This is a genomic window from Jeotgalibacillus soli (assembly GCF_000829435.1).
Taxonomy (GTDB): Bacteria; Bacillota; Bacilli; order Bacillales; family Jeotgalibacillaceae; genus Jeotgalibacillus; species Jeotgalibacillus soli.
The window spans coordinates 335,247-354,422 of the sequence record NZ_JXRP01000009.1; the positions used below are offsets into that span (position 1 = coordinate 335,247).

The 19,176-nt window shown below is 39.5% G+C and carries 22 protein-coding genes, 1 pseudogene and 1 riboswitch; of the genes and pseudogenes, 19 read left to right on the plus strand and 4 right to left on the minus strand.

The annotated features are described in order from the left end of the window. Positions 1-104: 104 nt before the first annotated feature. The 5 genes from KP78_RS20540 to KP78_RS04645 all read left to right on the plus strand — a co-directional run bounded on the left by KP78_RS20540 (position 105) and on the right by KP78_RS04645 (position 2,478). Positions 105-317 (plus strand): hypothetical protein, encoded by a 213-nt coding sequence (locus KP78_RS20540; protein ID WP_235420834.1) that lies wholly within the window; start codon positions 105-107, stop codon positions 315-317. A gap of 159 nt (positions 318-476) precedes the next feature. After that, positions 477-1,238: a threonine/serine exporter family protein gene (locus KP78_RS04630; RefSeq protein ID WP_041086720.1), complete on the plus strand. Its 762-nt coding sequence runs from the start codon at positions 477-479 to the stop codon at positions 1,236-1,238. Between the two features lie 18 nt (positions 1,239-1,256). Beyond that, positions 1,257-1,706 carry a threonine/serine exporter family protein gene (locus KP78_RS04635; RefSeq protein ID WP_041086722.1) on the plus strand — a complete coding sequence of 150 codons (450 nt, stop codon included), beginning with the start codon at positions 1,257-1,259 and terminating at the stop codon, positions 1,704-1,706. A gap of 143 nt (positions 1,707-1,849) precedes the next feature. After that, complete coding sequence (locus KP78_RS04640; protein WP_041086724.1) at positions 1,850-2,161, plus strand: hypothetical protein; 312 nt, start codon at positions 1,850-1,852, stop codon at positions 2,159-2,161. A gap of 71 nt (positions 2,162-2,232) precedes the next feature. After that, positions 2,233-2,478: a YuzB family protein gene (locus KP78_RS04645; protein ID WP_041086726.1), complete on the plus strand. Its 246-nt coding sequence runs from the start codon at positions 2,233-2,235 to the stop codon at positions 2,476-2,478. 366 nt (positions 2,479-2,844) lie between these two features. Here KP78_RS04645 and KP78_RS04650 read toward each other — a convergent pair whose 3' ends face one another. Beyond that, a complete protein-coding gene (locus tag KP78_RS04650) occupies positions 2,845-3,477 on the minus strand; it encodes a helix-turn-helix transcriptional regulator (protein WP_041086728.1) in 633 nt (210 codons plus the stop codon). 173 nt (positions 3,478-3,650) lie between these two features. Between KP78_RS04650 and KP78_RS04655 the strand changes: the two genes are divergently transcribed. The 3 genes from KP78_RS04655 to KP78_RS04665 all read left to right on the plus strand — a co-directional run bounded on the left by KP78_RS04655 (position 3,651) and on the right by KP78_RS04665 (position 6,148). Continuing rightward, positions 3,651-4,271: a superoxide dismutase gene (locus KP78_RS04655; protein WP_041086729.1), complete on the plus strand. Its 621-nt coding sequence runs from the start codon at positions 3,651-3,653 to the stop codon at positions 4,269-4,271. 239 nt (positions 4,272-4,510) lie between these two features. Continuing rightward, positions 4,511-5,569 carry an LLM class flavin-dependent oxidoreductase gene (locus KP78_RS04660; protein ID WP_041086731.1) on the plus strand — a complete coding sequence of 353 codons (1,059 nt, stop codon included), beginning with the start codon at positions 4,511-4,513 and terminating at the stop codon, positions 5,567-5,569. Positions 5,570-5,581: 12 nt separating this feature from the next. Next, positions 5,582-6,148 carry an NADPH-dependent FMN reductase gene (locus tag KP78_RS04665; RefSeq protein ID WP_041086732.1) on the plus strand — a complete coding sequence of 189 codons (567 nt, stop codon included), beginning with the start codon at positions 5,582-5,584 and terminating at the stop codon, positions 6,146-6,148. 719 nt (positions 6,149-6,867) lie between these two features. Here the strand turns inward: KP78_RS04665 and KP78_RS04670 are convergent. Next, positions 6,868-7,401 (minus strand): ECF transporter S component, encoded by a 534-nt coding sequence (locus KP78_RS04670; protein WP_041086734.1) that lies wholly within the window; start codon positions 7,399-7,401, stop codon positions 6,868-6,870. A 261-nt stretch (positions 7,402-7,662) separates the two neighbouring features. Here KP78_RS04670 and KP78_RS20545 point away from each other — a divergent pair, with 261 nt between their 5' ends. The 4 genes from KP78_RS20545 to KP78_RS04690 all read left to right on the plus strand — a co-directional run bounded on the left by KP78_RS20545 (position 7,663) and on the right by KP78_RS04690 (position 9,412). Continuing rightward, complete coding sequence (locus KP78_RS20545) at positions 7,663-8,013, plus strand: hypothetical protein (protein ID WP_235420835.1); 351 nt, start codon at positions 7,663-7,665, stop codon at positions 8,011-8,013. Positions 8,014-8,246: 233 nt separating this feature from the next. Continuing rightward, positions 8,247-8,537, plus strand: a complete 291-nt coding sequence (locus KP78_RS04680) for a hypothetical protein (RefSeq protein ID WP_041086736.1) — start codon at positions 8,247-8,249, stop codon at positions 8,535-8,537. A gap of 62 nt (positions 8,538-8,599) precedes the next feature. Further along, a complete protein-coding gene (locus KP78_RS04685; protein WP_052474578.1) occupies positions 8,600-8,938 on the plus strand; it encodes an RNA polymerase sigma factor in 339 nt (112 codons plus the stop codon). Positions 8,939-9,193: 255 nt separating this feature from the next. Beyond that, positions 9,194-9,412, plus strand: a complete 219-nt coding sequence (locus KP78_RS04690) for a hypothetical protein (RefSeq protein WP_041086738.1) — start codon at positions 9,194-9,196, stop codon at positions 9,410-9,412. A gap of 64 nt (positions 9,413-9,476) precedes the next feature. On the opposite strand, the gene KP78_RS04695 is transcribed toward KP78_RS04690, so the two are convergent. Further along, positions 9,477-11,177 carry a methyl-accepting chemotaxis protein gene (locus KP78_RS04695; protein ID WP_041086739.1) on the minus strand — a complete coding sequence of 567 codons (1,701 nt, stop codon included), beginning with the start codon at positions 11,175-11,177 and terminating at the stop codon, positions 9,477-9,479. 210 nt (positions 11,178-11,387) lie between these two features. Then, a riboswitch (SAM riboswitch) is annotated at positions 11,388-11,492 on the plus strand. A gap of 103 nt (positions 11,493-11,595) precedes the next feature. On the opposite strand from KP78_RS04695, the gene KP78_RS04700 reads away from it, so the two are divergent. From KP78_RS04700 to KP78_RS18495, 7 genes and pseudogenes are all read left to right on the plus strand, one after another. Continuing rightward, positions 11,596-12,609, plus strand: coding sequence for a methionine ABC transporter ATP-binding protein (locus KP78_RS04700; protein WP_041087498.1), 1,014 nt, complete (start codon positions 11,596-11,598; stop codon positions 12,607-12,609). Beyond that, complete coding sequence (locus tag KP78_RS04705; protein ID WP_041086742.1) at positions 12,599-13,264, plus strand: methionine ABC transporter permease; 666 nt, start codon at positions 12,599-12,601, stop codon at positions 13,262-13,264. Before KP78_RS04700 ends, KP78_RS04705 begins: the two co-directional genes overlap by 11 nt. A 20-nt stretch (positions 13,265-13,284) precedes the next feature. Next, positions 13,285-14,139 (plus strand): MetQ/NlpA family ABC transporter substrate-binding protein, encoded by an 855-nt coding sequence (locus KP78_RS04710; protein ID WP_041086745.1) that lies wholly within the window; start codon positions 13,285-13,287, stop codon positions 14,137-14,139. A gap of 36 nt (positions 14,140-14,175) precedes the next feature. Next, positions 14,176-15,318: an iron-containing alcohol dehydrogenase family protein gene (locus tag KP78_RS04715; protein ID WP_052474580.1), complete on the plus strand. Its 1,143-nt coding sequence runs from the start codon at positions 14,176-14,178 to the stop codon at positions 15,316-15,318. Positions 15,319-15,478: 160 nt separating this feature from the next. After that, positions 15,479-15,934 (plus strand): annotated as a pseudogene (locus tag KP78_RS04720) (DIP1984 family protein). A 569-nt stretch (positions 15,935-16,503) separates the two neighbouring features. Then, complete coding sequence (locus KP78_RS04725) at positions 16,504-16,962, plus strand: ASCH domain-containing protein (RefSeq protein ID WP_041086747.1); 459 nt, start codon at positions 16,504-16,506, stop codon at positions 16,960-16,962. A 297-nt stretch (positions 16,963-17,259) separates the two neighbouring features. Then, on the plus strand, positions 17,260-18,078 hold the full coding sequence (locus KP78_RS18495; protein WP_052474584.1) for an SMI1/KNR4 family protein: 819 nt from the start codon (positions 17,260-17,262) through the stop codon (positions 18,076-18,078). Positions 18,079-18,439: 361 nt separating this feature from the next. On the opposite strand, the gene KP78_RS04735 is transcribed toward KP78_RS18495, so the two are convergent. Next, positions 18,440-19,162 carry an SIS domain-containing protein gene (locus KP78_RS04735; protein ID WP_052474586.1) on the minus strand — a complete coding sequence of 241 codons (723 nt, stop codon included), beginning with the start codon at positions 19,160-19,162 and terminating at the stop codon, positions 18,440-18,442. Positions 19,163-19,176 lie beyond the last annotated feature (14 nt).

The window sequence follows — 19,176 nt, forward strand, 5'->3', positions numbered from 1 at the left end:
TTGCTTAGAGAAGTGAGACAGCGCAAAGTGAGGCCACTGAGAAAGTAAAGTTTTCAAAAATGACGAAAAATCAGTCCCCGCTTTAACTCTCTTTTTTCATAAAATTGTGGTGGTTATGTCCCGCAATCAATCGTAAAATCAATGTTATTTTGGGAATTGATTTTATGAGTTTGAAAGTGAGCGGCTTTTTCAGCAGCTTCCGCATTGGCGCAGAGGAGGCTGCTAGACCGTCCGCAGATTTTTTAAATAAAGGTATGTTAAAGTACATCGTTAATTACTGCACAGCGTTGATTGGAGCGGAAAGCGAGCGTCTGTAGTAGAAATCAACAGACAGCTTTAACAAAGTACTTAAAAGTGTTTATTGGAAACCCGTTATTTCATATCGTGAACTGGGAAGAAAATCATGATACACTAGTAGAAATTATTCGTCTGCCTAGTATAGTGAGCGGATAGAACGGTATGTACGGAGAGGTGCTATGGAACAATTTTTGGAAGAACAGTACGACATTATGGATGTAAGTCTGCTGGCGGGGAAAATTATGCTGGAGAGCGGAGCGGAAACCTATCGCGTAGAAGACACAATGATGCGCATGGCGGCAGCTTATGGAATAAAAGAATCACACAGCTATGTAACGCCTACGGGAATCATGTTTTCAATTGAAACGGAGGAGCCGACGAAAACGAAGCTTATTCGAATATCGGTTCGAACGACCGACTTAAAGAAAGTCGCGATGGTCAACAGCACATCGAGAAGAATTACAAACGGTGAACTGACAGTATCGCAAGCTTATCGTGAGTTAAAGGAAATTCATACTTCTGATGTTACATTTCCTCTGAAATTAAGAATCGCGGCTGCTTCTATTGCGAGCGGTTGTTTTTTAATCATGTTTCAGGGGAGCTGGATCGACTTTATTTCTGCGATGGTTGCTGGCGGACTTGGTTTTATGAGTGTGGTCTATTTTGAACGGTTAATCCCGATTAAATTCTTTTCAGAGTTTATCGCTGCATTGATTGTTGGAATTCTTTCTTTTTTATTTGTGCATACAGGTCTTGGCATGCATCTTGACAGGATTATCATCGGCTCAGTGATGCCCCTTGTACCTGGACTTCTTATTACGAATGCTGTACGGGATTTAATGGCAGGACATCTTCTATCTGGTTTGGCCAAAGGAGCAGAGGCTTTTCTAACTGCGTTTGCGATTGGTTCAGGAATTGCGGTTGTGTTGACGTTTTTGTAATGGAAAGGAGAGATCGAGATGGCTATAACAATCGCAGCCCAGCTCGTCACAAGCTTTATCGCAGCGGCAGCCTTCGGGATCATTTTTAACGCCCCAAAGGAATCGCTGATAAAATGTGGATTGGTCGGAATGATCGGATGGATCGTTTATTTTATGCTCGCCTTTTACGGAGTTGATGAAGTGGTTGCGACGGTTTCAGCTGCCTTTATCATTGCGGTTATAAGCCAAGTGTATGCCAAGCTTTATAAAACGCCGGTGATCATTTTTACAGTTGCTGGGATCATTCCGCTCGTTCCAGGGGGAATTGCGTATAACGCGATGAGAAATTTTGTGACCAATGATTACAATATGGCGATTAATTTGGCAGCAAAAGCCTTTATGATTTCAGGAGCGATCGCAATGGGAATTATTCTTTCGGAGGTCATTAATCAGCTTATCCGCCAGAGCAAATTGAATTCTAAAGCATAAAAAGGACTTGTGACATTAGCCGAAAGCAAAGGGCTGATGATACAAGTTTTTTTATATAGAATTTGAATCCCGCTGATATTATGTTTTTACCTTATACTATTTAATGTGATTTAATAAAAGTTTTGCAATAGAGGGAGGCGGTTATGACAGAAATAGATGGGTTAATCACTGTCAAGAATCATATAGGGTCAGAGATTTTAACGATTGATGGCAGGCCCCTCTCAAAGATGTTTAGCGATTTTAATGGAAAGACAATCACTTTGCATATCGACTGTGGTTCCGTGCTTTCAAAAGCATTCAAGGGAACGGCTGAGGTGTTTTACTTTGAGGGGACACAGGAATTTCACAGAGGAACTAAGTATGTGAATGCCTTTTTCATTGAAGATGATGATATTCTTGAACACCTGATCAAGCTGGAAGGAAAGAAGCTGAGGCTTACGGCTTCAATTGACTAGAAAGCTGTGTTTATTTTTTATACCTTATAGTATAGGAAACTACCATACTTATAAGAAGGATAGGAAGTGCAATGGGAATTATTGTGGTTGGAATTTGTGACGGCAGTCTAATTACAGCCATTCCGCTGGAAGAAATATTGGAAAGAGAATACCCGGGAGTTGCGGTAATTGAAAACAGCTGCCTTTCCTTCTACGGAATGTGTGGAAAAAGGCCTAATGTAATGGTAAACGGCAAGCAGATCTTTGCAAAAACTGCTGAGCAATGCCTGGAACTGATTAAACCGCATATTGAAGCAGAATTAGCTGTTTATGCATAAATGAAGGATGGGTTGTTATTTTAGCTATGTAGATGTCCATTGTGGATTTTTTTACATCTTTGATTGGAGAGGAAATCAACTGACACGTTTAACAAAGCAATTATTTTAAAAAACAGTGCAGTTCACTTCCTGAAAAGAGGAGATTTTTATGGGGAATAGCTGATTCACTATTTTAAAAAATGATCCTACAAGAGGAGAAGGCGGGTTTGGTGTTGGCATCAGATGGGACAGGCGAGACTCAAGCAGGTGCGTCTGCGACCTGAGAGGCTCACTGCTCCCGCGGAAAGCGAACGCCTGAATCGGAAATCAACAGGCAAGTTTACCAGAGTCTAACAGTAAAAAAGAGAAGCATACTTGGTATACTCCTCAGTTAACTTTAAATAGAAACTTGCAATAATTATCACCGTCTGTCTGGCAGCACGTTCGATTGATTTGTTCCGTCCCGAGGATGTTTTTAAAAAGCTCGGTCTCACAGCGGCAAGCAACCTTGAAATCCTTTGCAACAGAGAAGATCGGGCAGTTATATTCAGTCAATTCAAAGGTGTTTTCATCAACCTCAGTCAGTTCCGCCATATAACCTTTATCGTTTTGAATGGCAGCCAGTTCGTTTAGCTTCTCGCGCGGAGATGTTTTTTCGTCAAGCCTGCCTCTGTATTCTTGGGTGAGGCGGTCTTCTCTTTTTTTGAATAAAAGCTCGACAGACTCTTCACCGTGAATTTCTTTTATGTCATGAAGGATGTCAACCGAAATTCCTTCATAGTTTTTTGGGAAATAATCTTGAGCCTTTTTGGACAGCATATACATTTGGAGAGGCCTTCCGACCGGCTGTTTGATTGCCTTTGTTGCAATCACACCATCCTTTTCAAGCTTGATGAGGTGCTTTCTTACAGCCATATGTGTAATTTCGAGTCGATTAGTCAAATCATTGACGGTCAGGTGCTCCTCTTTTTTGAGCAAATCAAGAATTTTCTCTTTCGTACTCTTTGAAAGATTATTCATATTACTGCCTCCAATGGTGGGGAAAATTAATTCATCTATTAGTTATACCATAAAGTATAAAATCTTAATATTAAAGACAAATAGATTGATTTAGAGAACTTTATTCTATATTATTTAATTATGATTAATTATACCATTTGGTATAAAAATATAAATCTTAGGAGGATTACATAATGACTACTTATTCACTTCCAGCTTTAAATTATGATTTTAACGCATTGGAGCCTCATATTGATCAAGCAACAATGGAGATCCACCACGGTAGACACCATCAAACATATGTTAACAACCTGAATGCTGCTTTGGAGGGTAAGCCTGAACTTCAGGAGAAATCTCTTGAAGAATTGCTTGCGAACCTTGATGCAGTTCCGGAGGCAATTAGAAATGCTGTAAGAAATAATGGCGGCGGTCACTTGAACCACAGCCTGTTCTGGGAAGTCATTGCTCCTGCTAAAGAAAATAACGGTCCTTCAGGCAGCCTTGAAGCAGCAATTAAAGAAGCATTCGGCAGCTTTGACAACTTTAAAAATGAATTCTCTAATGCTGCTGCAACACGTTTTGGCTCTGGCTGGGCATGGCTTGTTGCTCGCGAAAACGGCAAACTTGAAATTACAAGCACACCAAACCAGGACAACCCGGTTATGGAAGGAAAGACAGCTATCCTTGGTCTTGACGTTTGGGAGCATGCATACTATTTGAATTACCAAAACAGAAGACCTGACTATATTGCCAGCTTCTTCAACATCGTCAATTGGGATGCTGTATCAGAAAAGTTTGAGGGTGTACAAAAATAATTGATTTTTGAATAAGGTGCCTTTTGGGGCACCTTATTCTGTTTTTAGTTTATAGTGCATTGCTAATTTTTGCGCGGAACGGAAGGCTAGAGACTCCTCCGGGCTGAAGCGGGAGAGGTGAGATCCACAGGTGCGTTTGCGACCTGCGAGGCTCACCGCCCGTCCCGACGGAAAGCGAGCGCCTGGAGTGGAAATCAACAAACACGTTTAAGAATCTTAATAAAGGATGGTGGAAAGAGATGGAACAATATCGAATCGATCCAAATAAGGGTTTGGAATTTGGACTTTATACGTTAGGGGATCATATCCCAGATCCGAACACTGGTAAGCGAATTTCAGCTACACAAAGGATACATGAAATTATTGAGTTAGCTAAGCTGGCTGATGAGGCAGGCATTGATTATTTTAGTGTTGGTGAAAGCCATCAGGATTACTTTGCCACTCAAGCTCATGCAGTCGTATTGGGCGCTATTGCTCAAGCAACTAAAAAAATTAAAATCGGAAGTTCCTCTACCATTATCAGTACCTCAGATCCCGTACGTGTGTATGAGAATTTTGCTACCATTGACTTGATTTCAAATGGCCGTGCGGAGATTGTTGCCGGCCGTGCATCTCGTGTTGGACTGTATCGTCTATTAGGCTATGACCTTCGTGATTATGAAGCGCTGTTTGAGGAAAAATTTGATTTATTGCTTAAGCTTAATGAAGAAGAAGTAGTGAATTGGAGCGGAAATTTCCGTGCACCGTTAGAGGATGCTAAGGTTCTACCGAGGCCTAAAAACGGATCACTTCCAATTTGGCGAGCAGTTGGCGGTACATCTGCCAGTGCGATGAAGGCTGGATATGCAGGCGTTCCAATGATGCTCGCTGCATTAGGAGGGCCAGCAAGCCTCTTTAAACATAACATTGACGCCTATCGTGAGACTGCTAAGAGGAGCGGCTTTGATCCGGCCGAGCTGCCGGTTGGAACAACAGGATTTTTCTTTGCAGCAGAAACATCACAAGAAGCAATGAGAGAAATGTATCCTTATATCAATGAAGGAATGAAGCTGACAAATGGACAAGGCTTCCCAAAACAGGCATTCGCTCAGGCTGCAGATAAACGGAATGTGATCAATGTCGGCAGCCCGCAGGAAATTATTGAAAAAATACTGTATCAGCACGAGCTGTTCGGACATCAGCGTTATCTCGCACAAATGGATTTTGGCGGGATGCCATTTGAACGCTTAGCAAAAAATATTGACATTATTGGTACTGAAATTTTACCGGCCATAAGGAAATATACAGCAAAAAAATAGGAGGCAATCCTCATGAAAATCGTTGGAATATCCGGCTCCCTCGTAGGTTCGAAAACAAGAACAGCAATGAACCAGCTATCCAAAGAGATGACAGAAAAATATCCTGACGCAGCATTCACGCTTATTGATCTGGCAGAATATACCCTTCAGTTCAGTGATGGACGCAATTATTTGGAGTATGAAGGCGATACCGGATATGTAACAAAAACAATCATGGAAGCTGATGCCATTGTCATTGGAACACCTGTTTTTCAGGCATCTATTCCAGCTCCCTTAAAAAATGTTTTTGACTTGCTGCCCGTTAACGCATTTCGCGACAAGGTGGTAAGCATTTTTGTAACGGCTGGTTCTGCCAAGCATTATCTAGTAGCTGAGCAACAGCTTAAGCCAATTCTTTCTTACATGAAAGCCCAACTTGTTCAATCGTTTGTATTTATTGAAGAGAAGGATTTTCATAATAAAGAAATCGTAAATGACGATGTCTTCTTTAGAATCGAACGTTTGGTTGAAGATACCGTTTTGTTAACAGAAACATATAGAAAGCTTCGGGAAGAAAAAGAAGCTCAATATGATTTTTAATAAGATGTTCTGACGGAAATAAATCTTCAGAAATAACAATTTATTCCATTTTACATAGGAGACCCTGATTTTCTTCTTAGCGTAAAAAAAATCAGGGTTTTATTTAAAAAATATAGCAAAAGTGGATTAAGAGAAAAAAAGAATGTAAATTAAATCCTGAGAGATTTTAGATTGTTGAAGAGAGGTTATCTAAATAACCTTAAGAAATTAATAAGGTTGTAGACAACGAAGACATTTAAGAACTTAATGATAACCATATATTGTTGTAGCTTTTGAGGGTGTGCAGCTTTCAACTTTTTTAAGCAGTAGGGATTGTTGCTAGTTAATCGATCTTCCTACAGTATTGTCCCTCGATCATAATACATCCTTACTTTCGCTGTGCTGAAATTATAGCCCTTTGATAATTAGTGCTTTGAAAACTCCTTTTGGTTGTAATAGATCGATATTTCTTTGGAGCAGAGTGGATATCTTTTTGTATCAAATACGAATCTCTTTTGAAGAATGTCTTAAAGACTTTAAACCAAAAGAGGATATCGTCTAGTTCAAAATAGTTCATATCAAAATCCGTCATCATGAGCACACAGGACTGTGGAGAACCGTATTACAAGTAAATTAGGTCATTTAAATCTAAAGTTTAAAGAAGAACAAAAGAAGGAGAATGCTTAATATTCAAAGCATTCTCCCTTTTTCATGCCATATAAAATAATGGTTTTAAAAAGCTATTTAAAAATATGAACTTTTTTCAGCAAAACACAAACTGGAATGGCTATAATGATCCCCACAACATTTTGAACGATGTTTCCCGGAATGGAAGCCAGTGGTATAACCCAACTGCCGTATAGAACTCGTTCACAAATGTAATAAACACCTAACATGACGGGAATCGAAAGGATGGTAGCGAGTAGATTGAATGCAATACTGTTTCCTTTGCGGCCGAACGACCAAGCAATTTTTCCGACTAAATATCCTTGCAAGCCACGTGCCACAATGGTGAAGGGTGCCCACAATGTCCAACCAGATACTAAGTCAAATAAACCCATACCTATAGCGCCAGCGAGTGCTCCTTTTTTAGGGCCAAATAAGATGGATACTATAAAGAGCATGGCTGTGCCAAGATGAACCAATCCGCCATTAGCCGCAATCGGTAGTTTGATATTTAAAAAGATTGTTGCAACGAATACGAGTGCAATTAACATGCCTGTTAGAATTAAATCAAAAGTGCGTGAGTTTGAATAACTTGTTGTATTTTGCATAGTTTTTTAAACCTTCCTTATCTTTTCTTTATAGGCTTCAAGGAATAGAGCGCAAGGTTGTCATTTCCTTGAAATCCTTGCTCTTGAAATCAGTTTTCAAATTCACTGATAATCTTAGCAAAAGATTGGCATCTTTAAAAGTGCCAATTTAGCAAAAAACTTAGGGGTCAGTTTATAGGGGAATCGTAAAGATTTAATGTTGAATCATGAAATGAAGAATTGTAGAGTTGAAATAGGATAGAAGAAGATTTCCGTTTTCATTTGGAGAGAAAAGGGGCTCTTCTTGCAAAAGGGAGATTTTTTGGCATTCAATTTTATGAGCTGTTCTGGGATGATTTATTCTTTGAATTGGCCCAGCACGCGAATAAGATGGCAGCCGTTCTTAGGAAAGAGTGCAGCAACGTGAATTTTTCAGTCTTGTCGCATTCTCTTTCGAATCAAATTTTTCCAATAATGCCGAACTCACTTATTACTGAGTTTCAAAAAAATTACTCGTTTATTGTATGGGAAAAGATTGATTCCACACACTCTGCAATTCAATTAGTAATATCAGGGGTAACAAAAGAGGAAGAGGTAAGAGCTTTTGTTGAGGACATGAAAAAGAAAAGTTAAGCTTCATTTTTCTAATATACTAAACCCGAATATAAACAAAAGAGCCAGTCTTCTTCTGCGAAAGTCGGGCCTTCCATTCTTAAAATAAATCTGGTGCATATTTAATTACATAATAAAGCATATAAATCCAACTTGAAAAGCCATGTAAAGTAACCCAGCCTGGCTGCCTGGACTAACGGGTACGCCCACATAAACCACTGAATCAAAACATAAAATAGTCTAAGGAGGATAATGTGAAAACGTTTTTAATCATCCCCCAATTTCTTTATTTACTGTGCCTGTTTCCCTGGTTGGCGATCTTTGTTTTATCATTTATGAATTTTGATAATGGGTTCAGCTGGTCCAATATTGCTTTTGTTCTATCTATTGGTTTTTATCCAGTAGCAGTCATTTTCTGTTCGATCGTCGCTTGGGTTTTGAGAACTCCCATGAAACGTACGGCTGTCATTACTAATTTGGTGCCCATGATCTGGGTTGCTGGTTCAGTTCATGTAAACGCATGCTTTTTTTGTGAAATTAATTAAGAATATTTTGTTTTTTGTTTACTTTTTAAAAGCTCAATCGTTATACAAGCAGGAGGATTGATATGAATGATGCATTCGGGGGGAAATTGCAGCAAAAATTACATGCAGTCCACCTTACCCTGATTAAGATGAGTGCAAGTAAAGAAGATGCTGAAGATCTTACACAAGAAACGGCTATTCAATTCCTCCAGTATATTGATGGGATTGAGGTAGAATTCACACAGGCGTGGCTATACCGAGCAGCGATTAATAAATATTATGATTTGCTAAAGAAGAAGAAATCCCATGAAAAGTACATACTTGCATTTGATATGAGCCAGCTGTTTGATCACGGTACACCAGAGCAGTTGTTGCTGCGAAAAGAATTACAGCAGGACATTCAACTTGTTTTTAAAAAATGAAGCCAAAAGAGGCAGAGCTGCTGTTGATGAAGTGTTGCCTTACACAACGGAAGCATCCGTAAGAGTTGTTCGAACAGGTGTTGTCATTCCATACTAGGAGAAAGTGTCATGAAAAATGTAGTACTGATTATTGTCACAGCATTTATTTTATTTAGTACGGTCTTTTTAAGGAATGGTCAATTACCGCAATAAGCACTCGTATTTGTTGGGGTACTAACACTTATTTCAATACTACCTTTACTGCTTGTTTCAAAAATGTATCCAGCGCATGAGGAAAAGCTCGGGTTAAGTATATGCGGATTTATTCTTTTTTTATTCGTTCCATGTTTAGCTACAGCAGAGCTGGCAAATCCATTGGATAATGCCGCGTTTAATCGATATTTAGCGATGTTTATTGTTGCATCTATACTTTGTGCTGTAACCGCTATTTTGCCTATCGTTGCTCTTTTATCGTTAACTAAAGAGGTTTATTGATAGAAAAAATCCACCGGAAACAGATTCCTGGTGGATTAGAACTTTCACGCACTATTATTACCCTTTATCTTATCTTAAACTTAGCCATTTGATTTTGCAGATCCTCGGCCATATTGGATAAGGCTGCAGCTGAAGCGCTGATTTCCTCCATAGAGGCCAATTGTTCTTCAGTTGAAGCAGCGACACCCTGAGAGTGCATGGCATTTTCTTTAGAGGAGGTTGTGATGCCAGACACAGTGGCGGTTACTTCCTCTGCACTTGCGGACATTTGTTGTGCGGTAGCCGCCATATCATTGATTTGGTAGCCAATATCCTCCATTGCAGAGATGATTTCTTTAAAGCTTTCCTGCGTATCTTGGACAATTCCAAGACCTTCTTGTACTTCCGCTTTGACTTGTGTAATACTTTCGTTTGAACGTGACATATCAACCTGAATTTCATTAATTAGTGCCGAAATTTGGGTGGATGATAGCTGAGACTGTTCTGCAAGCTTGCGAACTTCATCTGCAACAACCGCAAAGCCTTTTCCATGTTCACCAGCTCTTGCAGCCTCAATTGCGGCATTTAAAGCTAATAAATTCGTTTGGTTGGCAATGTCTGTAATCACATTCGTTATTTTTCCTATTTCTTTTGAGCGTTCATCTAATAATTCCATTACTTCTGCACTTACATTAACTGAGTCATGGATTGTATTCATTTGTGCAGCTGTACTTCCAACGAGGTCGCCGCCTTTTTTCGCTTTATCCGTTGCATAACTGCCTTTTTCAGCAATATGGGTTGAACGTTCGGCAATGTTATTAATCCCAATTGTTACTTCCTCTAAAGCGGTTTCACTTTGCTCAACACTGGCTGTTTGGTTTTCAGCATTGCTTGCTACTTGTTGAATAATCTCAGTTATTTGTTCTGTCGCAAGGCTTGTCTGCTCAGCACCAGCTGTCAGCTCTTCAGAAGAAGCGGCGACTTGCTCAGATGTTTTTAACACTTCCTGAATCATTCCTTGAAGATTGCCTCTCATTTGGTTGTAGCTGTTTCCTACCTCCGTGAGCTCATCCCCGGTATTGTCAACAATTTCCGTTGTGAAATCTCCATTGCCTGCGCCATTAAGAGCAGTTGATACAGCATTTAATCTCTTTTTCAGCCTTCTTGTAAACCAAATCGTAAAAACCGCTGATAGGACAATAATTACTGCCAGTACAATAAGTAGAATGGTTAAAAATTGAGCAATCGTGTCATCAATAATGCTTTGGGCTGCTCCTACATAGTAAATACCAACTGTTTCACCAGCTGCATTTTGAATCGGCATATAAGCAGTTTGATAATCATTGCCTGCAACGTTTGCTTCTCCGTAGTAGTTTTCGCCATTTTGTAAAACGACCTCTGCTACTTCATCCGAAACGGTTGTTCCAATAGCGCGTTCGCCATCAACCATCACATTCGTTGCAATTCGAGTATCCATTTGGAAAATGGTTACGGTATCTCCTGTGTCGCTTCCAATATTATCAACGACCTCGTAATTTTCATTTAACAAAGTCGAGCCTTTATATAAATGACCATCTCTGATCTCCCAGTCCCCAGGATATTTGTTGTCGATGTAGCGATAGCTTAAATCAAGATCTCCTCTTGCCTTTTCAACGGCAAATGTTTTGATTCCGTCATTAATCTGCCAAATGGCTGCAATAGCTAAAGTGCTTGATAAAAATACAATGATACTGACTACAATTAAATTAATCTTTGTACCTAACTTCAATTTCTTTTTCTTTGACATCCACTACCACCCTTTGTATGTTAAAATACAATTTAATACTTATTGCTTTTATCGGTTCATAAATCATATAATTAATCGCATATTTATACTAAATATTAAAAATCGATCAACTTTATAAAATATACTGACTTTTTTAAATCAATAGTCTTGACAGTCTGACTATTTTATTGGAAAATAAGCAAATGTAAATTAAAAAAATTTAAGACTATTTACTTATCGAGAGTGACCGAGGGATAGGCCCGATGACGTCCAGCAACCGCCCAGTGGGGAAAGGTGCTACTTCCTACAGGATGATTTCATTCTGAAAGATAAGTCGAACCATTCATACCAGTGATGATTTGATGCCTCTTTCAAAATGAAAGGGGCTTTTTTGATTGTAAAAGGACATGTTGAGGGTTTGGGTGAGAGAGGGGACGCTATGATTCGAGTAGAGAATCTTGTAAAAGAATATAAGACAAAAAAGGGAATAATCATTGGCGTTGATCACGTCAATGTAACGATTGAAAAAGGGGAGGTATTCGGAATCGTCGGTTATTCCGGTGCAGGTAAAAGCTCCTTCATTCGTTGTCTGAATTTATTAGAAACACCAAGCAACGGTGAGATTTACATAGACGGAGTCGGTTTGACGTCGCTGTCAAAACAAGAGCTTCGAGCTGCCAGGCTGAAGATCGGAATGATTTTTCAGCATTTTTATTTAATTAGTGCTAAAACGGTTGCAGAAAATATTGCCTTTGCTTTAAAAGCAGCAAACCATCCAAGAAAAGAAATAAATGATCGGGTGCATGAGCTGCTTGAAATGGTAGGACTGGCTGATAAAGCGGAAGTCTATCCAGCGCAGCTAAGCGGAGGGCAAAAGCAGCGGGTTGGGATTGCGAGAGCCCTGGCTAATAACCCGTCTGTACTGCTTTGTGATGAAGCTACATCCGCGCTTGACCCGAGTACAACAAAGTCGATTCTAAAGCTATTGAAAAAAATCAACAAAGAACTTGGGATCACGATTGTACTAATTACCCACGAGATGGAGGTTGTAAAAGAGATATGCGACCGGGTGGCTGTTATGCAGGATGGAAAATTTGTTGAAGAAGGACCTGTATATGAAGTATTTGCCCATCCTCAGGAAGAGCTGACGAAGCATTTTATATCTAGTGTTCTTCAGTTTGATCTTCCAGCCGCGATTGTGGAGCACTGCGCAGGCACCATTGTAAAGATCCAATTTAAGGGAGCGGTGGCAGGTGAGGGAGTGATCTCTGATATGCTGCAGCAATTTAATGTGAAAGGAAATTTCCTGCACGGTAAAATTGAGTATATTCAGGATATTCCTCTTGGCATTTTTATTATGGAACTTCAAGGCAGTTCATCTGCTGTTGCAGATGCCATCAGCTATTTAGAAAAACGAACGGAGCAAGTGGAGGTGATTCGAGATGCCGCTTGATCATATTGTCAGCATACTGCCGGAGCTGAACAAAGCATTTTTTGAAACGCTCTACATGGTAGGGATCTCTCTTACAGTATCCATTATTGTTGGGCTGCCGCTTGGCATTCTATTATTCGTGACGGATCGCGGCTTGTTCCTTGAACAAATTCTTGTAAAGAATGTGGTTGGCTTTATCGTTAACTTAGTTCGATCTGTGCCATTTATTATCTTACTTGTGGCGCTAATTCCGTTTACCAATTGGCTTGTAGGAACAACCATTGGACCAACGGCAGCATCTGTAGCGCTTTCTGTCGCTGCCATCCCGTTTTTTGCGAGGGTGGTTGAGACATCTATTCGTGAAATTGATAAGGGAGTCATTGAAGCTGCCATTGCAGTAGGGGCAACACCTTGGATGATTATTCGAGAGGTGCTGCTGCCGGAAGCGAGGCCAGGCATTATTCAAGGTGCGACGCTCACATTGATCAGTTTAATTGCTTACTCTGCAATGGCTGGAATCGTTGGCGGAGGCGGTGTAGGCGACCTGGCAATTCGTTATGGCTATTACCGTTACGATAATACCATCATGTTTACTACCATTATTGTGCTAGTCCTGCTTGTGCAGGTTATACAATTAGCTGGAGATATTTTCTCCAAAATTGTAGATAAAAGATAAGAAATAGGAGGAAACAAAGAATGAAAAAGCAATGGTTGTTTGTATTAGTATTTGGATTAATGGCTATTTTAGCTGCATGCGGAGGAAGTGATGATTCGACTTCAGATTCAAGCGAATCAGCAGCGCCTGAAGCAGAAGAAACGAAAGAAGTAAAAATCGGGGCAACTTCAGGTCCTTATGCTGATATGGTGACAAAAGCGATTAAACCTGGTCTCGAAGAAAAAGGCTATACAGTAGAAGTTGTAGAATTTAGCGATTATATCGTACCAAACCGTGCTCTTGATAATGGTGATATTCAAGCGAACCTATTCCAGCACAAAGTGTATATGGAGAATTTTGCAAAGGAGAACAATATGGAACTTTCTGATCTAATTGTTGTCCCAACAGCACCAATGGGGATTTATTCAAATGTTTTTGCTTCTATGGATGAAATTGCAGATGGCGCTGAAATTGCGATTCCAAATGATCCTACGAATGCTGCACGAGCATTCTTGATTCTTGAAGATGAAGGTCTTATTAAACTAGATGAAAATGTAAGCCCATTAACCGTTTCTGAAAATGATATCGTTGAGAATGTAAAAAATCTTCAGTTCGTGCCAATTGAAGCTGCTCAGCTCCCACGTTCTGTAGAACAAGTAGATCTAGCTGCTGTTCCTGGGAACTTTGCACTAGCTTCTGACATGGATTTGCTGGATGCACTTGTGCTTGAAAATATGCCGGATGAATACCGCAACCGTGTTGTTGTTAAAGGAGGAGAAGAAGAAACACAGCTTTCAAAAGATATCATTGAAATAGTAGAATCTGCTGGATTCGAAGAAATCATTGATGCTGAATTCCAAGGCTTCGGAAAACCAGAGTGGATGGAAAATCGTTAAGAAGTGTAAAAATCATATAAGGGGGGCATGAGTCCAGTGGTCCAAGACATAAAGCAGCAGGATCAGCTGCAGACAAAAGCTCCCTTAGTGGTTAGGGGAGCACCGCAAAACTATATTGGTGAAAAGGGTGCTCTTGTCCATCTTCCATCCCTGCTTAACGAGCGGGAATGGAAGAAGATTCTTATTGTGACAGGTGAAAAATCCTGGCGAGCCGCCCTTCCTCTTTGGCCAAAATTTGAAGGGATGACAACTCAACTTGTTCAGTACGGTGGTGAAAATACGGATCAAGAGATTGCCCGCATCAAATCAGAGGCATTAAACAGGAATGTTGACTGCATCGTTGCAGTCGGGGGAGGCAAGGTACTTGATCTTGTCAAATCGGTTGGTGATCAGGCTTCACTTCCTGTAGCTTTAGTTCCAACGCTCCCATCTACTTGTGCAGCCTGGACGCCGATCAGTGTCGTTTATGACGAAAAGGGTGCTTTTGCACATTTTGATGTGCTTAAGCAGGCAGCAAGTATTGTCATCGTTGATACGGCTCTCCTGATACAGGCTCCGCTTCGCTATTTTATTGCAGGGATTGGTGACACACTTGCCAAATGGTACGAGGCGAGAGTTCAAATGGAACTGCTTCCGGAGAAAACAATCGCACTAAGCAGCTGTCTTTTTGCAGCCGAGCTTTGCAGAGATGTTTTGTTCAAAGAAGGTAAAGATGCCATTCGCGATGCTGCGGAAGTGTGTCTTACATCAAGCTATACAAAAGTAGCTGAAACAATCATTATGGCGGGCGGTATGGTTGGCGGCTTTGGAGATGTGTATGGCCGAGTTGCCGGTGCACACTCGATTCATAATGGCTTAACGGCAGCAGACGGTACGCATGGACATTTGCACGGCTACAAGGTTGCATACGGAATATTAGTTCAGCTCATTCTTGAGGGAAGATCCAATGAAGTCGCTCAATTAAACACATATTACCGACAAATTGGACTGCCAAGAACTCTTAAGGAAATCGGTGTGTCAGTAAAAGAAGAAGAGACACTTCAAATGATTGCTAAGCTTTCCGTTGCAGTGGAAGAATCGATCCATCTTTTGCCGAGAAAAGTAACACAGCAGGACGTAGTAAACGCAATAATTGCACTTGAACAGCTGATTATGGAATTAGATGCTGCTAAATCTTGAATTATTATAGAATACGCTCAACAGTGTGACGCTGTTGGGCGTATTTTAATTGTCGAGCAGGATATAGTTTCTTTTTGATCCAATTTTCAATGTGATAATGACAAAATTTTCCGCTTATTTGCTATAATAAAAAGTCCATAGAGGATTGGAGGCTAAAAGTATGAAACTAGCTGAGGCATTGCTTGAACGAGCTGATTTGCAAAAAAGACTGGCACAAATGGATGATCGGCTTATGCGCTCAGCAATTTTTCAGGAAGGAAATGAACCGCCCGAGGATCCAACGGAACTTCTCATAGAGATGAAACGGCTGTTTGAGAAGCTTGAAAAACTATTTGCAAAAAACCAAAAAATGAATGCGACATCTGAGCTTGCGCCATACAGAATGCTTTCTGATGCGCTGGCAAAACGAGACCTCCTCATGCAAAAAAGACAAAAGCTTCAAACGCTTGTCGAAAATGCATCCGGTGTGGAAAATCGCTATAGCTTATTTGAAATTCGTAATATATCAACTGTAAATGTTCGTGCATTATAGAAAGAGATTGACGATATTTCAAAGGGATACCGAGTATTAGATACGAAAATCAAACAAGCGAATTGGCAGGTCGATTTGCTCTAGAATAGAAGATTTATTGCATACATATTTAAGGGCTATGAAGGTAGCTTTAGCATATAGCGGATGCACCTACTTTAAAGTGAATAGTCACCTTAGGTAGACTTTGGGGAAAAGTCATCGGTTCAAATCCGAAACTTTACACCTTATTCCCAGGATAGATCACTTTGAAAAATGAACTGTTACATTTATAACCGCGCATCGGATAGGTTGAAGTGAGGGTGGAGAAGGAGAATAGTCTTACACAGACGCAAATAGGCTTGGAAAACAATCCAAGCTATTTTTTATGGGAAGTCCTGAAATGAGTAGAAAGAAAAGTATCTTCCCTCTCCCGTGTTTAGTTTAGTGACAATAAAGATGTTTAATTTACAATTAAGTCGATAAAAATATCAGACGCGATACTCCATTAAAGGGCCAGACTGTGGAATAATTTTTTAAACAGAATTGGATATTTATGTTAGAATTAAGTGAGATTTTGAAGAGTTATACTTAAACTAACGGGGCGGTTGATAGTTGAACAAAGATATACAATACATGTGTTAAAAATTTTATATAATAGAAAGTAGTTGAAATATATGAGTAATGATTCTATTGTTCAAATGTGGGAGGACTATCGGGTAATTAACCCAAATGCACCGAAAGAGTATGTAGCTTGGTCATTTGGAGATTCAAAGGAAATGGCTGATGAGCTTGCAAAGTTAGTGTTAGAAGGAAAAAAGACAGCAACTGCATCAAATTATACTTTATATGAACTTGAAAAAGAGGAATTACCGTTTTCTGGTCTTATAAATATTATTCTTGATGGTGATGGAAAAGCTGTTGCAATAGCAGAGACTACACAAGTAGAAGTGATTCCTTTTGATGAAGTTACCGAAGAACACGCATATCTGGAAGGGGAAGGTGACCGTACATTAAGTTATTGGCGTGACGTTCATGAAACCTTCTTTAAAAAAGAATTTGAAAATATAAGTATAGATTTTGATTATAAAACTCCTGTTGTTTGTGAAAGGTTTAAGCTTTTATATAAAAAATAAAAGTACGTTTGCTGTTTTTACCAAGGATGCATTTACTACATAAAGGAAAATCGTATTTCTTATTGAAGTGACGGGCGCGATTCTTTAGTAAAGAATCGCGCTTTTATTTATGAAAGGGTGCGTTAGTTGAAGATTCAGAGCTGCCAGTGAGGTGGCTTTTTTGCTTATTGAACTAACGGAGCAGGTTAGCTTTAGAAATCTGGCTAAACGAAGCAGTATTCGTATAATCTATACCTTCTATTCAAAAATGATGATAATATTGCCTTGAGTATTAGTATTTCAAAGGAGTGGTGTGGATTGCAGCTATGGGATGATGAATTAGATGATAATTTTATAGGTGAACTCAATGAAGAAACACTTCAAAAAGTTCAACGAGAACTACAGGTTGATTTGCCGGAATTATATATTAACGTAATGAAGAAAAGAAATGGATTCTATTTGGTCAAGAAATACTATCCTACAACTATCCCTAATAGTTGGGCCAATAATTCCGTATATGTTAATGAGTTATACGGAATAGGTGAAGACTCTGGATTAATCGACACAATCTATTTGCGTAAAGAATGGGGTATACGAAGTAAAAAGTTAGTTATCATTTCAGCAGAACCTCCTACATTTATTTGTTTGGATTATAGACGCAGAAAAAATCCAATTATTACTTTTATAGATGTTGAAGCAAACCAAGAGATAAAATTAGCGAAAGACTTTGAAGAATTTATTAATGGCCTAGTAGAAGAAATTAAAGAACTGGAAGTGGGTCCTTTTGATGATACTTCGCTAACCCGACAACAAATAAAGGATTATTACTCCAAAATTGATCACGTAATACTAAAAGGAAAGCCAGCTGAAGTAGACCGGGTTTTTGTGAAAATCCTTTCAACAAATAACGAATTAATTCGATATATGGTTGAAAAAATGAGAAAGCACGAAAAGGCAAAAGTTCATTTTAATTTACTTCTTTTTTTATCATGCTGTGCTGAAGGTGAGAATAAAGGAATTATTGAAGATGATTATTTACTGGATGTATTGAATGAACTTTCCCAAAGTAAAAATAGGGATGTTAGGGAATTTAGTTTGTATAGCTTAAAGGAATTACATAAGAGACTTAACATCTAAGGTTTCAGTATTTTCAGCTAACAGGAATGTCACATTAAGATCTATTACCACTTCTTGGGCAGTTTTTTTCCTGTTGAACTGAATGGGCAAGTTAGAATATTTGTGAATAAATGTACTTAAACTATCGGGTGGCGATTGTGGAAGAAGTTTTTCTTTTTAAACAACTTTATTGTTATTTATTTTGAGGGGAAGTGTATTGATGGTTAAAATTATACATCGTATAATTTATTACACCGTTCTATTTTGAACGGTTTTTTGTGTGTTCGGAGAATAAAATTAAACAACTTTATTGTAACTTTACATCCCAATATTAAGTACTTAAAAATGTTCATAAAACCAGCCCGAGCATATTCGGCCCGGACTAAAAATCAATTCGATGTCGGTATTTTTGAATTAATTCTTCGTTGTGTTGGCTGCTCCCATCAATATTTCCACTGAGAAAAATAGGCGGAGTAACCCCTTCCTTGTGAAGCGTATCAATGACCCCGCTAAAAATGGTGTGCAAAATCGCACTGCCTATAACAGACGAAGCCGGACCAAATGACTGAGCGACTCCTTCCCTGGATAGAATGGCATCACCAACTGGAACGTGGTTATCGACTGTAACAGTTACGACATCCTCAAGCCGTTTGCCTGAAAAATGCTTTGAAGGCTGATCTTTATAAGCAAGAGAAAGAAGACCAACCACAAAGGCATTGTGATTACGGGCAGCAAGCGCTACATCAATGGGTACCGGGTTTCGGCCGGACGTGGATATCACAATGACAGCATCTTCTTTACGAATATCCAGACTGTGAAGGAAGGACGAGCTAAAATCAGGATCCTTTTCGTTTACAGATGATTGTACTGCACCGTTATGAAGCATAAGAGGCTCAACAGCAATCGGTTTTACAGGGACAAGTCCGCCCGCACGGTAATAAGGCTCTTCTGCTAAAAGATGGGAATGGCCGCAACCGAAAAGCTGGACGATACCGCCTCGCTGAATGCGGTTTGAAATCTCCTCAATGACCTTTTGAATGGTTTCAGTCTCTTTTATTTCGACTTCAGTAAGCAGTGCTTGAACCTTTGCTAAATATCCTTCCATACGTTAGATCTCAG

Excerpts from the sequence above, each read along its gene's own strand:
- KP78_RS04665 (WP_041086732.1), top strand. The coding sequence starts at position 5,582 with ATGAAAATCGTTGGAATATCCGGCTCCCTCGTAGGTTCGAAAACAAGA.
- KP78_RS04705 (WP_041086742.1), top strand. The coding sequence starts at position 12,599 with ATGCCGCTTGATCATATTGTCAGCATACTGCCGGAGCTGAACAAAGCA.
- KP78_RS04650 (WP_041086728.1), bottom strand. The coding sequence starts at position 3,477 with ATGAATAATCTTTCAAAGAGTACGAAAGAGAAAATTCTTGATTTGCTC.
- KP78_RS04635 (WP_041086722.1), top strand. The coding sequence starts at position 1,257 with ATGGCTATAACAATCGCAGCCCAGCTCGTCACAAGCTTTATCGCAGCG.
- KP78_RS04645 (WP_041086726.1), top strand. The coding sequence starts at position 2,233 with ATGGGAATTATTGTGGTTGGAATTTGTGACGGCAGTCTAATTACAGCC.
- KP78_RS04700 (WP_041087498.1), top strand. The coding sequence starts at position 11,596 with ATGATTCGAGTAGAGAATCTTGTAAAAGAATATAAGACAAAAAAGGGA.
- KP78_RS04660 (WP_041086731.1), top strand. The coding sequence starts at position 4,511 with ATGGAACAATATCGAATCGATCCAAATAAGGGTTTGGAATTTGGACTT.
- KP78_RS04655 (WP_041086729.1), top strand. The coding sequence starts at position 3,651 with ATGACTACTTATTCACTTCCAGCTTTAAATTATGATTTTAACGCATTG.
- KP78_RS04695 (WP_041086739.1), bottom strand. The coding sequence starts at position 11,177 with ATGTCAAAGAAAAAGAAATTGAAGTTAGGTACAAAGATTAATTTAATT.
- KP78_RS04725 (WP_041086747.1), top strand. The coding sequence starts at position 16,504 with ATGAGTAATGATTCTATTGTTCAAATGTGGGAGGACTATCGGGTAATT.
- KP78_RS04670 (WP_041086734.1), bottom strand. The coding sequence starts at position 7,401 with ATGCAAAATACAACAAGTTATTCAAACTCACGCACTTTTGATTTAATT.
- KP78_RS04710 (WP_041086745.1), top strand. The coding sequence starts at position 13,285 with ATGAAAAAGCAATGGTTGTTTGTATTAGTATTTGGATTAATGGCTATT.
- KP78_RS04735 (WP_052474586.1), bottom strand. The coding sequence starts at position 19,162 with ATGGAAGGATATTTAGCAAAGGTTCAAGCACTGCTTACTGAAGTCGAA.
- KP78_RS04640 (WP_041086724.1), top strand. The coding sequence starts at position 1,850 with ATGACAGAAATAGATGGGTTAATCACTGTCAAGAATCATATAGGGTCA.
- KP78_RS04690 (WP_041086738.1), top strand. The coding sequence starts at position 9,194 with ATGTATCCAGCGCATGAGGAAAAGCTCGGGTTAAGTATATGCGGATTT.
- KP78_RS04685 (WP_052474578.1), top strand. The coding sequence starts at position 8,600 with ATGAATGATGCATTCGGGGGGAAATTGCAGCAAAAATTACATGCAGTC.
- KP78_RS04630 (WP_041086720.1), top strand. The coding sequence starts at position 477 with ATGGAACAATTTTTGGAAGAACAGTACGACATTATGGATGTAAGTCTG.